This is a genomic window from Brevibacillus humidisoli (assembly GCF_020923435.1).
GTDB lineage: Bacteria > Bacillota > Bacilli > Brevibacillales > Brevibacillaceae > Brevibacillus_E > Brevibacillus_E humidisoli.
In genome coordinates this window covers 3,980,562-3,992,617 of sequence record NZ_CP087263.1, presented here as the reverse complement: position 1 = coordinate 3,992,617, position 12,056 = coordinate 3,980,562, and the positions used below count along the sequence as shown (strand labels likewise).

Below are 12,056 nucleotides of genomic sequence, written 5' to 3'. Positions count from 1 at the left end.
GAGGTAGCTTATGCGATTTTTTATCGATACAGCAAACGTCGACGAGATTCGTGACATCCACGAATGGGGTGTATTGGCCGGTGTGACAACCAATCCGTCGCTGGTGGCCAAGGAAGGGCGCGATTTCGTCGAAGCCTTGAAGGAGATTATTGACATTGTCGATGGACCAATCAGTGCCGAAGTGATCAGCACGGAAGCCAAAGGCATGATTGAAGAAGGCGAGAAGTTGGCAGCCCTCTCCAAAAACATCGTCATCAAGGTGCCGATGACGGCTGAGGGGTTAAAAGCTGTCAAAGTCTTTGCCAAGCGCAAAATCAAAACCAATGTTACGCTGATCTTCAACGCCAATCAGGCATTGATGGCGGCCCGTGCGGGAGCGACTTACGTGTCGCCGTTTCTCGGACGTCTCGACGATATTGGCTATGACGGGATGCAGTTGATCAATCAAGTGGCTGATATCTTTGCCATTCACGATATCGACACGGAAATCATCGCGGCCAGTATCCGTCATCCGCTGCATGTTACGGAAGCGGCCCGTCAAGGTGCCCATATCGCCACGATCCCGTATAAAGTGTTTCAGCAGATCATTCAACATCCGCTCACGGATAGCGGTCTGCAGAAGTTTCTGGCTGACTGGGCCAAGATGCAAAAGTAACGATGACGGTCATAAGGAGCACCTTTTCCGGAGGAGAAGGTGCTTCTTTCAAGAAAACGAACCAATAATCAGAAAGATATGCCTGAGGAGAGCGAAAAATGGGAAAACTGTTCATTGAAGGAGGAAAGCCGCTCGCGGGAAAAATAGAAATAAGCGGAGCGAAAAACAGCGCGGTTGCTTTGATCCCAGCCGCGTTGCTGGCCGATGGTCCGGTCGTGATTGAAAACCTGCCCCGGATTCAGGACGTAGAGATTTACACGGACATCCTGCGCGAGATGGGAGCCGACCTGCTCCTCGAAGATGACTGGATTGAAATCGATGGCAGATCTTTGCGGCCGATGACGATGCCCAACGGACGCGTAAAAAAACTGAGAGCCTCATATTATTTATGGGGAGCTCTGCTTGGAAAGTACGGAGAGGTAAGTGTCGGACTGCCGGGTGGCTGTGATTTGGGACCGCGTCCGGTCGATTTACATATCAAAGGATTCCAAGCCTTGGGTGCCCGTGTTGAAAACAAAAACGGCGTGATGAGCATGAAAGCGGAACGCCTCCGTGGAGCGCGGATTTACCTCGATCTGGTCAGCGTCGGTGCCACCATCAACATCATGCTGGCCGCTGCCCGCGCAGAGGGAGTGACCGTGATTGAAAACGCTGCCCGTGAACCGGAAATCGTCGACGTGGCGACACTTTTGAACAACATGGGTGCAAATATAAAAGGAGCTGGTACCGATGTGATCCGCATCGAGGGTACGGACCACCTGAGAGGCTGTCGCCATACGATTATCCCTGACCGGATTGAAGCGGGGAGTTACATGATTCTGGCCGCTGCTGCACGTGCAGATGTGACGATTGAAAACGTGATTCCTAAACATCTGGAGTCAGTATCGGCCAAACTGCGGGAGATTGGGGTCGTGGTGTCAGAAGAAGACGACAGCATCCGCGTGATCGGGCAGGACCACTATCGCCCGGTAGACGTCAAAACAGCGCCGTATCCCGGATTTCCCACTGATCTGCAGCAGCCGATGACTACCCTGCTGACGCAGGTTGATGGTCCCAGCATCATTACAGACAACATCTACGGCAGCCGCTTTCGGCATGTAGATGAATTGCGTCGGATGGGGGCCGTGATCAAAGTGGAAGGGCGGTCCGCCGTGATCGAGGGTGGTTCCAGACTGTTTGGCACCAGAGTGGTCGCTTCCGACCTGCGTGCCGGGATTGCTTTGGTGATTGCCGGATTGATCAGCCATGGGGTGACGGAGATCGATGGGGTGCACCACATTGAGCGAGGCTATGCGAATTTGGTTGGGAAGCTGCAGAGCCTGGGAGCAACAGTCTGGAAAGAGTCGATGGAGCCAGAGAACATCATGAGGGGGGAACTAACAGATGGAACGTAGCTTGACGCTTGAGTTGGTCCGCGTCACCGAAGCCGCTGCCTTAACCTCTGCGCGTTGGATGGGGCTTGGCAGGAAAGACGAAGCGGATGATGCAGCGACGACAGCGATGCGCAAAGAGTTTGAAAATATCCCAATGGACGGGGTAGTCGTGATCGGAGAAGGGGAGATGGATGAAGCGCCGATGCTTTACATCGGAGAACGGCTTGGCCAGGGCGTGCCGCCGTACGTGGACGTCGCCGTCGATCCGCTGGAGGGGACCAACATTGTCGCCAAAGGGACGTGGAATGCGATCTCCGTCATTGCCATCGCTGATCGGGGGAACTTGCTGCATGCGCCCGACATGTACATGCAAAAAATTGCCGTTGGACCAAAAGCGGTCGGCAAGATTGACATAAACGCCGCGGTTGCCGATAATCTAAAGGCGGTGGCACAAGCCGTCGGCAAGGATATCAGTGATCTGGTGGCGATCGTACTGGATCGGGATCGCCACCAGAAGTTGGTCGATGAGATCCGGCAGGCCGGTGCACGAATCAAGTTGATTCCGGATGGAGATGTGGCAGCAGCGATCAATACCGCGTTTCCAGACACCGGCGTCGATATTTTGTTCGGCACTGGCGGTGCGCCAGAAGGGGTTTTAGCCGCAGTAGCGCTGAAGTGTCTCGGTGGGGAAATCCAGGGAAAACTGCTGCCGCAGAGTGACGACGAATTGGAGCGCTGCAAGAGGATGGGCCTCTCCAACCCCCACCAGGTGCTGTACATGGATGACCTGGTAAAGGGAGATGACGCCATATTTGCGGCGACGGGAGTGACGGACGGTGAACTGCTGCGCGGGGTTCGTTTTCAAGGGATGCGGGCTACCACCCATTCCGTGGTGATGCGGGCCAAGACCGGAACCGTTCGTTTTATCACTGGCAATCACCGCCTGGAGCGAAAGCCGCGATTAGTTTTGTAGAGAAAGGAACAGATGACATGAAGAGAAGACGTAAAGCGTGGTGGAATCGTACGTGCTTTTATCAGAACTAGAAGAAAAAAAGCTGACGGAATTATACAAGCTGGCCAAAGAGTTTCAGATCGCCCATTACTCGCAAATGAAGAAGAAAGAATTGATCTTTGCCATTTTACGGGCACGAGCTGAGCGCGATGGGTTGATGTTCATGGAAGGAGTTCTGGAGATCCTTCCGGAGGGATACGGGTTCCTGCGACCGATCAATTACCTGCCCAGCTCGGAAGACATCTATATCTCCCAATCGCAAATCCGCCGCTTTGACCTGCGGATGGGCGATCTCGTCTCAGGCAAGGTACGCCCCCCGAAAGAAAATGAGCGATATTTCGGTCTGCTGCAAGTGGAAGCTGTCAACGGAGAAGACCCGGAATTGGCGTCTGAACGCCTGCACTTCCCCGCCCTTACACCGCTCTATCCTCAGCAAAAACTCGTATTGGAGACATCACCCTCTAAGCTTTCTGTACGTTTGATGGACTTAATCACCCCTGTCGGCTTGGGACAGCGCGGATTGGTTGTCGCTCCGCCCAAGGCCGGCAAGACCGTCCTGTTGAAAGAGATAGCCAACAGCATTACCGAGAACCATCCGGATATCCACCTGTTCGTTCTGTTGATCGACGAGCGGCCAGAGGAAGTAACCGACATGCAGCGATCGGTAAAGGGAGAGGTTATTGCCTCAACGTTTGACGAACTGCCGGAAAACCACATCAAGGTGGCAGAGTTGGTCTTGGAGCGGGCGAAGCGTCTGGTAGAGCATAAAAAAGACGTCGTGATCCTACTCGACTCAATCACTCGGCTGGCCCGGGCTTACAATTTGGTCATTCCACCGAGCGGACGCACGTTGTCAGGTGGGATTGACCCAGCCGCCTTTCACCGGCCAAAGCGCTTTTTCGGCTCAGCCCGCAACATCGAAGAAGGGGGCAGCCTGACCATTCTGGCAACCGCCCTCGTAGAGACAGGTTCGCGGATGGATGATGTGATTTACGAAGAGTTTAAGGGAACCGGCAACATGGAGCTTCATCTCGACCGGAAATTGTCCGAGCGTCGCATCTTCCCGGCGATCGATATCCGTCGTTCCGGTACTCGTCGTGAAGAACTGCTGCTGACCAAAGAAGAGTTGGAAAAGCTGTGGGCGATCCGCAAAACCATGCAAGAGAGTCACGAATTCGTGGAATCATTCCTGAAAAAACTGGCTGATTCCAAAACCAATGAAGAATTTTTGCAGACCATCGAGAGTAGAGATACCAAGGGGGATGCCCAGTCGGATGCAAAACCGGCGCGCGGGTCCCGCACCTCATCTATGACGGCGAGATAAAACTCCCGTCATTTTTTTTGTCCATCGCGCATATCTGTAGGGAAGGTAGAGGGGAGGGAATCAGATGGATTTGCATGACTCCGCTGTAGAAGCCTCTTGGAGCAGTCAAGAGGACGCAAAGCAGGCTGTGATTGAGCAAACACTGCTACAGGCGATCAATCCGTTTTCTGCGCTTCAGGAAGATAAGCAGCCGGTCGCTGAACGGAAAACCGTAATCACGTACAGCGTGCAAAAAGGAGATACGCTTTCAGAAATTGCCTATAAGTACGGCGTAGGTTTGCAGCAATTAGTTGAAGAAAACAAGATTCGCAACCCCAACTTTTTATCCATCGGGATGAAGATTGTCATTCGGCGCAACGAAGTGGTCCATACGGTTGCGCGAGATGAAACGCTGGAAAAGATAGCCGCCCGTTACCAGGTGGACAAAAAGGATATCATCTCACGCAATCCACTGCTGCGCATCTTGCCGGACAATTTGTATATCGGACAGGTCGTGTACGTGCCGCTTCCCCGGACCGAACCCATGCTGGCCGGCGACGTGCAGCTTCGCCGACAAATCGTGCAAGCGGCCAGCCGCAGTGCGGTTCGGTCGCGTTCTATGGATTGGCCGGTCAGCGGGGCGACGATCACCAGTGGTTTTGGCATGCGCTGGGGTCAACTGCACAAAGGGGTCGATCTATGGAATCAACAAGAAGCACAGACGCCGATCCTCGCTGCCAAGGAAGGTGTCGTAGTAGAGACGGGAGCAATCCGCAGCGGGTACGGCTACATGGTGATCCTCGACCACGGTGACGGGCTGCAGACGTACTACGCCCATATGCGGAAAATCATCGTGCAGATCGGCCAACGTGTGGAGCGCGGCCAGAAGTTGGGCTACATGGGAAACACAGGTGATTCGACAGGGTATCATCTTCACTTTGAGGTTAGGCAGGATGACGTGCCGGTCAATCCACTTCGCTATCTCAGGTGATCGCAGGTGAGTGGTTGCGCGAGGTGGCCAGTTTTCTGCGGTGACAGCCAGTTTTCTACGGCGAGACTGCCCACTCGCTCTGGCAAAAGCCGTTCCGTTTACAATGCCTCTTGAATGCGGTACGATACAATGAGCAAGAAGCAGTGAAAAGAGGCGATCCTTACCATGCATCTGGTATATGCAGATGACCAGGGCCGGGTGTATGATCACCCGGATATCTTATCCGTTGCTCGCAACGGCGATCTATTGACCGAGATCTTGGATGATGAATTGATCCTGCTGCCGGAAGGGGCCACACTAGTCAGCCTGCCGGATACGGTGCCAGTCGGCATGGACCCAAAGACAGGAGAGATGATCAAACTAGATGGGTGTACGGCTGTCGGCGCGCTGCTGCCGCAGGGGTTCACCCGCCTGCTGCTTCCCGGCTACATCAAAGTGGACAAGCAGAAGAAGTTTCCTCTGTTCGGCTATACCGCCGTCGTCTGGAAAGATGATCAGTTCTGGGTTGCGGCGAGGCAGAGTGACGACCCCCACAAGTGGAATCCGCTGCTCTCACCGATGGATGAGTTGAGCCGGCTGGTTGAGAAGACATGTACCCAGTTTCCCGATAACCGCATCTTTCAGCATCTGTCGCACTGTGCGTTGGAATACGAGTGTTTGACGGCGGCCAACAACTTTTTTCACCGCTGGGAAGGCAGTCTGCCCGTCTCCTATACCTGCAATGCCGGCTGTTACGGCTGCATCTCCGAACAACCGGAAGACAGCGGCTTTCCGGCGCCGCAGACGCGGATGAACTTTCGTCCGACAGAAGATGAACTGGTCGAAGTGATGCTGCATCACCTGCAGACGCCGGAGAGTATTATCAGCTTCGGGCAGGGCTGTGAAGGGGAACCGTCGACGATGGCCTCTCTGATCATCCCGGCGATGCGTCGCGTGCGTCAGCAGACCGAGATGGGTTACATCAACATCAACACCAACGCCGGCTTGACGGACCATATCAAAGGAATTGTCGACGCCGGTCTCGACCTGATGCGGATCAGCATCATCAGTGCGATCGAGGAACATTACAATGCGTACTATCGACCCCGTGGCTACACGCTTGAGCACGTAGCACGCTCGGCCGAATACGCTTCGGCCAACGGCGTCTACACCTCGATCAACTACCTCTGCTTCCCCGGGGTCTTTGATCGCGAAGAAGAGATGGAAGCGATGATCCAGTTTATCCGACGGACGGGTATCAAGCTGATCCAACTGCGCAATCTGAACATCGATCCGGAGAGCTACCTGGCGATGATCCCTCAGGCTCAGGGAGAGGTATTCGGAATGAAACAGGCGATCGAGATCTATCAGCAGGAACTGCCGGATGTCGTGATCGGCTCCTTTACCCACGTTCCACCTGAAGAACTGTGTCGCAGGAAGAACACCGCTAACAAAAGTTGACAAGAGGATAGGCTGTTGCATTCCCTGCAGATACGTGTTACTATGTTTTTATGTGCGTATGAAGATAACTCTGTTTCGGCATACGAATCAGGGCGGAAAGAGGTGTATATCATGAAACCAGGAATTCATCCTACCTACCACACGGTTAAAGTAACGTGCGCATGCGGCAACGAGTTTGAGTCTGGTTCTACCAAACAGTCTCTGCGCGTTGAGATTTGCTCCAACTGCCACCCATTCTTTACCGGCAAGCAAAAATTTGTGGATGCCGGTGGTCGTGTGGATCGTTTCAAACGCAAATACAACCTGTCCTAAGGACAAACGCAGCAAGCACGATGACCAATCTGCTCAAACGAGAAGCCAGGCGGTTCCGACTGCCTGGCTTTATTGTGGAAAAAATCAGCTATTCTGCATTGGCTGCATCGCTGCAAGATGATATGATGTAAAAGTTACCCTCTCTTCTTGAAGGGAATCGAGATTACGGCAATTGGGGATGTCTGGTTATGTTATTTATGAAACATGATGGCTGGATTGAAGTGATCTGTGGCTGTATGTTTTCCGGAAAGAGTGAAGAGCTGATTCGTCGGATCCGTCGGGCCAAATACGGAAAACTGCGTACCCAGGTATTTAAACCGTTGATCGACGATCGATACCATGCGATGGCTGTCGTTTCCCACAACGGAACGATGGAAGATGCCATTGCCGTCAAGCATTCCCGCGATATTTGGAATGCGGTCGGGTCAGACACGGACGTCGTGGCGATCGATGAGGTGCAATTTTTTGACAGCGGAATCGTCGAAGTGGCAGAAGCCTTGGCTGATCAGGGGATTCGTGTGATGTGCGCCGGACTAGACCTGGATTTTCGCGGCGAACCGTTCGGATCGACGCCGACGCTGCTTGCCTTGGCTGAGTTTGCAACCAAACTACACGCAATCTGTATGGTCTGCGGCAATCCGGCGACGCGTACCCAGCGGTTGATTGACGGCAAACCGGCTCATTATCACGATCCGATCATCATGGTTGGCACATCGGAGAGTTACCAGGCGCGCTGCCGCCACTGTCACGAAGTGCCAGGCAAACCGCGCTTGCCCACCCAGGAGGGCTGCGGCAACCCTTCGCAGGTCTAGGACGACAACGGCAAACCATTCCCTGCATGGAGGGATCTTTCGCTGAGCCAGCCTGTTGGCAGCGATTTCAAAGGAAAATCAGGCCACCTTCTCTAGCTCGTATGTGCACCTCACGGGATGCGCAAACTAGGCGAAACAGGAGGTGGCTTTCACATGCAAGCAAAGGTACGGTGGTCGCGATTGGGAGGGGTTCTGCTGGTTTTGGCTCTCGTCACCGGCTGCAACTCGCCTACGACCCCGCAGGAGAACAGCGCAGGTGTGCGCAGCCTTGACCCTACGCAAAACGGGCAAACCATCCCTGATCGCAACGATGATGTGATTGATCGTCAGGCCTCGCCGCTGCAAGATAGAGATGAGTTGATGGGCAGAGACCAGAACCCCAATCTGGTGATCGGTCATTCCAACGTGAACAATAAAGAAATCGACATTCGCAATATGCGGATGATGGCAAGACGGGTGCCCGGCGTGGAGAATGCCCGGATCACATTGAATGGGGGGAACGCCTATATTACGCTTGATCTGGTACCCAACGTTACGGCCCAGCAAGCCCGCGATGTCGAACGGCAGGTGATCACAGCCCTACGTCAAAAGGTCCCCCGTTACGATTTTCACGTCACCTCAAACGACGGCTATCACCGCTGATGGCAAAGATTGGGCTCGGTTCTGCCGGGCTTTTTTCTTTGACTTTTAAAACGTAATCTCCTATACTTTTACTGTTAAAGGAAAGTGGCATTCATTCTCTAACATATGGGGTGAAAAGCATTGTTTGATCGCTTAGCCGCAGTGGAAGAACGCTACGAGGAAGTAACCAACCTCTTATGTGATCCTGATGTGATTGCGGATACAAGAAAACTGCGCGAGCTCTCCAAAGAACAATCGTCTTTGGAAGAGACCGTTATGGTTTACCGTGAGTATAAATCAGTCGTACAGCAATTGGACGACGCGAAAGCGATGTTCGAAGAAAAACTGGACGATGAAATGCGCGAGATGGTCAAAATGGAGATCGCCGAACTGGCACAGCGCAAGGAGAAGCTGGAGCATCGCTTGAAAATCCTGTTATTGCCCAAGGACCCCAATGATGAGAAAAACGTCATTGTCGAGATTCGCGGGGCTGCGGGCGGCGATGAAGCAGCGCTGTTTGCTGCTGACCTGTTCCGGATGTACTCCCGCTTTGCCGAACGCCACAACTTCAAGGTTGAAGTGCTGGAAGCCAACCCGACCGATATCGGCGGGTACAAGGAGATCATCTTTTCTGTCAGCGGTCATGGAGCTTACAGCAAGCTGAAGTTCGAGTCGGGCGCCCATCGCGTGCAGCGTATTCCGACCACAGAGTCGGGCGGGCGGATCCACACCTCTACCTCCACCGTAATTGTGCTTCCGGAAGTCGAGGAGTTGGAAGTGGAACTGCACGAGAAGGATATTCGCGTAGATACATTCTGCTCCAGCGGTGCTGGAGGACAGAGCGTCAATACGACCAAGTCAGCGGTTCGCGTGACGCATCTACCGACCGGAATTGTGGTTTCCTGTCAGGATGAGAAGTCACAGAATTCCAACAAGGAGAAGGCGCTCCGCGTGCTGCGCGCACGGCTGTTTGACTATTATCAACAGCAGGCGATGGCAGAGCAGGATGCAGCGCGGAAAAGCCTGGTTGGCTCTGGTGACCGCAGCGAACGGATCCGCACTTACAACTTCCCGCAGAGCCGGGTTACCGACCACCGCATCGGCTTAACTGTGCATCGCCTGGACGCGATCCTGCAAGGGGAATTGGATGAAGTGATCGATCAACTGATCATGCACGAACAAACGGAGTTGTTAAAAAGTGCAAGCGCAACCGCGTAAGCCAGAGACTGTCCGGGAAGCCCTCGTCTGGGCTTCTTCGTTTTTGCGGCAGACAGGAAGCCAAGATCCGCGGTTTGAGGCAGAACTGTTGCTGCGACACATACTGGGCCTGGATCGCACCCGCTTCATCACTGCTCTGCCGGAAACCATCTCAGCAGCAGAGGTAGAGGAATTGGAGCGGCTGTGTCGGCGCAGAGCAGCATCGGAACCGCTGCAGTATATCGTCGGCACACAGGAGTTTTTTGGCAGAGTATTTGCTGTTCGCCCTGGCGTGCTGATCCCCCGTCCGGAGACAGAGATTCTAGTAGAACAGGTGCTTCGCCATGCCGACAAACTATGGCCAAGCGTAGAAACGCTGGATGCAGCAGATATCGGCACCGGCAGTGGAGCGATCGCGTTGACGCTGGCTGCGGAACGTCCGCAATGGCGCGTCACCACAATCGATTTGTCACAAGCTGCGTTAGCGATTGCGATGGAGAATGCAGAGCGGCTGCACCTGTCCTCGCGCCTCCGTTTCCTGCAGGGAGATCTGGTACAGCCGCTGCTTGCGGCAGACGAACAGGTGGACCTGCTTGTCTCCAATCCGCCTTATATTCCCAGTGCCGATGTAGAACGGCTGGATCCTGAAGTGAACCAGTTCGAACCACATCTCGCGCTGGACGGCGGAGATGACGGACTCACCTGTTATCGGAAAATATGTGCCGCACTGCCTCATCTGCTGCGGCCAACCGCCCTTGTCGCCTTTGAGGTGGGCATCCATCAAGCCGATACGGTTCAACAACTGTTGCTCGACTCCGGAGCTGTGGACGGTACAGAGATCGTGCCCGACCTCGCCGGCATCGATCGCGTCGTGCTGGGCTGGCGGAGAGAAGCTTCCGAAGGATCAGCATAGGATTTATTCTGAATCAAAGGAAAGCACAATCCACCTGTTCTAAGGGGTGGCATGGATGGAAGGACAAGATGTCTGAGATACGCAAGGAAATGTTTGTCCGAAAGTAAACGTTGCGAGGCGAAAGAGAAAACAGGTGAGCGAAAGCCTTGGCAGTGCCCACAGAGTCGGAGCGGAAACAAAGCGGTACACGCTTGGCGGCCAACTGCTTCCCTGAGATGCATTCGCCCCTTGAGGGCTTTTGGCCGCCGTACCGCTTTGTTGGAGAGGAGACGGTCATCCCGGCTTCCCCGCAGGCACTGGCACGAGCGGAGCGAACCTGTTTTTCTCTTTCGCCCTCCACTATGCTCGATCCTCAGCAATAGACAGATTGGCTGTCGCTGCACGTCCCCTTGACGGTTTTCCCATACCCAGACAAAAAAATCTGATCAACTTTTCAGAACCGTGTATCATCACTAGATATTCTGTCCATACTGTGGCTAGAGAGAACGATAGTTGTACACAGTATGTAGGGGAGAGGGTATCGATGAAGCGGTTCTTTTATCTGTTGTTCGCCTTGCTGATTGGGATGATGAGTTGGGAAAATCAATTGGAAGCAGCTAGTCTTGCCGATCCGGGGCCGATCCCGGAGCAGTCGATTCGGCTGCGGATCATAGCCAACAGTGACTCCTTCCGCGATCAGTGGCTGAAGCGCGAGGTGCGTGATGCGATCATCGATCAGGTGAATCAGTGGGTAGAGGAGGTTCGCTCCATTGATCAAGCCCGCTCCCAGGTGGCGACACGGCTTCCCGAACTGCAGCAGCTCGTAGAACGAACGATCCGTGAACGGGGCTTCCGCTACCAGGCGGATGTCCAATTCGGGCAGGTAGCGTTTCCCACCAAACTGTACGGCAGCTACGTTTACCCTGCAGGTCAGTACGAGGCCCTATTGGTCAGACTGGGTGAAGCAAAAGGGCAAAACTGGTGGTGTGTGTTGTTCCCGCCGCTCTGCTTCATCGACATGTCTAACGGCGATGCCATAGAACAGACGAAGTCACCGACAGACGATTCGGATGAGACGTCGACATCTGACGCCGTGGCTGAGCAAGATCACCTGACGGAACGTGAAAGGGATAGCGGCGCAAGCGATTCCCAAACCGGCTTTTTTGACGCCTGGTTTGCTGCAGAAGAGGAATCTGACCGTACGGAAACGGATCGTCCAGCAGCAGAACAGACGGCAGCAGGACAGGTACAGACTGTCGCCGCCGCATCTACTGCTCTGGAACAGGATCCAGCCCCACAAGTGGAAGTCCGCTTCTTCTTCTGGGAAAAACTAAGTTCTCTCTTTGGATGATTGCCTCCCCCTCCCCTATCTCTTTTTTGGGATAGGGTTTTTTTATGGAAGAAGAACCAACCGGCTGCTTCTAGGTTTTTAATGCTTCTTCCTGGAC

General features: G+C 54.0%; 13 protein-coding genes. All 13 read left to right on the top strand.

All coding sequences use genetic code 11. From position 1 onward, the window contains the following. The first annotated feature begins 10 nt into the window (after positions 1–10). The 13 genes from fsa (at position 11) to spoIIR (ending at position 11,959) form a co-directional block, all read left to right on the top strand. Entirely contained in the window at positions 11–655 is a 645-nt protein-coding gene (gene fsa, locus LOK74_RS19520; RefSeq protein ID WP_230043662.1) for a fructose-6-phosphate aldolase, read from the top strand. Between the two features lie 98 nt (positions 656–753). Then, positions 754–2,049 carry a UDP-N-acetylglucosamine 1-carboxyvinyltransferase gene (locus LOK74_RS19515; RefSeq protein WP_230043661.1) on the top strand — a complete coding sequence of 432 codons (1,296 nt, stop codon included), beginning with the start codon at positions 754–756 and terminating at the stop codon, positions 2,047–2,049. After that, positions 2,039–3,001, top strand: coding sequence for a class II fructose-bisphosphatase (gene glpX, locus LOK74_RS19510; protein ID WP_230043660.1), 963 nt, complete (start codon positions 2,039–2,041; stop codon positions 2,999–3,001). Before LOK74_RS19515 ends, glpX begins: the two co-directional genes overlap by 11 nt. Positions 3,002–3,053: 52 nt before the next feature. Next, positions 3,054–4,364, top strand: a complete 1,311-nt coding sequence (gene rho / locus LOK74_RS19505; RefSeq protein ID WP_230043659.1) for a transcription termination factor Rho — start codon at positions 3,054–3,056, stop codon at positions 4,362–4,364. A gap of 64 nt (positions 4,365–4,428) precedes the next feature. Beyond that, entirely contained in the window at positions 4,429–5,334 is a 906-nt protein-coding gene (locus LOK74_RS19500) for a M23 family metallopeptidase (protein WP_230043658.1), read from the top strand. A gap of 165 nt (positions 5,335–5,499) precedes the next feature. Further along, the gene (locus LOK74_RS19495) at positions 5,500–6,774 is read left to right on the top strand and encodes a radical SAM family protein (RefSeq protein ID WP_230043657.1); all 1,275 of its coding nucleotides are present in this window, start codon (positions 5,500–5,502) and stop codon (positions 6,772–6,774) included. Positions 6,775–6,885: 111 nt separating this feature from the next. After that, positions 6,886–7,086: a 50S ribosomal protein L31 gene (gene rpmE, locus LOK74_RS19490; protein WP_230043656.1), complete on the top strand. Its 201-nt coding sequence runs from the start codon at positions 6,886–6,888 to the stop codon at positions 7,084–7,086. Between the two features lie 188 nt (positions 7,087–7,274). Continuing rightward, positions 7,275–7,898, top strand: a complete 624-nt coding sequence (locus LOK74_RS19485; RefSeq protein WP_230043655.1) for a thymidine kinase — start codon at positions 7,275–7,277, stop codon at positions 7,896–7,898. A gap of 153 nt (positions 7,899–8,051) precedes the next feature. Further along, entirely contained in the window at positions 8,052–8,540 is a 489-nt protein-coding gene (locus tag LOK74_RS19480; protein ID WP_230043654.1) for a sporulation protein, read from the top strand. 120 nt (positions 8,541–8,660) lie between these two features. Further along, a complete protein-coding gene (gene prfA / locus LOK74_RS19475; protein ID WP_230043653.1) occupies positions 8,661–9,737 on the top strand; it encodes a peptide chain release factor 1 in 1,077 nt (358 codons plus the stop codon). Next, a complete protein-coding gene (prmC, locus tag LOK74_RS19470; RefSeq protein ID WP_230043652.1) occupies positions 9,718–10,629 on the top strand; it encodes a peptide chain release factor N(5)-glutamine methyltransferase in 912 nt (303 codons plus the stop codon). Before prfA ends, prmC begins: the two co-directional genes overlap by 20 nt. A 146-nt stretch (positions 10,630–10,775) precedes the next feature. Then, positions 10,776–10,991, top strand: a complete 216-nt coding sequence (locus LOK74_RS19465) for a hypothetical protein (RefSeq protein ID WP_230043651.1) — start codon at positions 10,776–10,778, stop codon at positions 10,989–10,991. Between the two features lie 161 nt (positions 10,992–11,152). Next, positions 11,153–11,959, top strand: coding sequence for a stage II sporulation protein R (gene spoIIR / locus LOK74_RS19460; RefSeq protein ID WP_230043650.1), 807 nt, complete (start codon positions 11,153–11,155; stop codon positions 11,957–11,959). Positions 11,960–12,056: the final 97 nt, after the last annotated feature.

Bases quoted from the DNA above. Each gene is read 5' to 3' on its own strand.
- LOK74_RS19480 (WP_230043654.1), top strand. From the start codon at position 8,052: ATGCAAGCAAAGGTACGGTGGTCGCGATTGGGAGGGGTTCTGCTGGTT.
- rpmE (WP_230043656.1), top strand. From the start codon at position 6,886: ATGAAACCAGGAATTCATCCTACCTACCACACGGTTAAAGTAACGTGC.
- LOK74_RS19495 (WP_230043657.1), top strand. From the start codon at position 5,500: ATGCATCTGGTATATGCAGATGACCAGGGCCGGGTGTATGATCACCCG.
- glpX (WP_230043660.1), top strand. From the start codon at position 2,039: ATGGAACGTAGCTTGACGCTTGAGTTGGTCCGCGTCACCGAAGCCGCT.
- fsa (WP_230043662.1), top strand. From the start codon at position 11: ATGCGATTTTTTATCGATACAGCAAACGTCGACGAGATTCGTGACATC.
- spoIIR (WP_230043650.1), top strand. From the start codon at position 11,153: ATGAAGCGGTTCTTTTATCTGTTGTTCGCCTTGCTGATTGGGATGATG.
- LOK74_RS19485 (WP_230043655.1), top strand. From the start codon at position 7,275: ATGTTATTTATGAAACATGATGGCTGGATTGAAGTGATCTGTGGCTGT.
- LOK74_RS19500 (WP_230043658.1), top strand. From the start codon at position 4,429: ATGGATTTGCATGACTCCGCTGTAGAAGCCTCTTGGAGCAGTCAAGAG.
- LOK74_RS19515 (WP_230043661.1), top strand. From the start codon at position 754: ATGGGAAAACTGTTCATTGAAGGAGGAAAGCCGCTCGCGGGAAAAATA.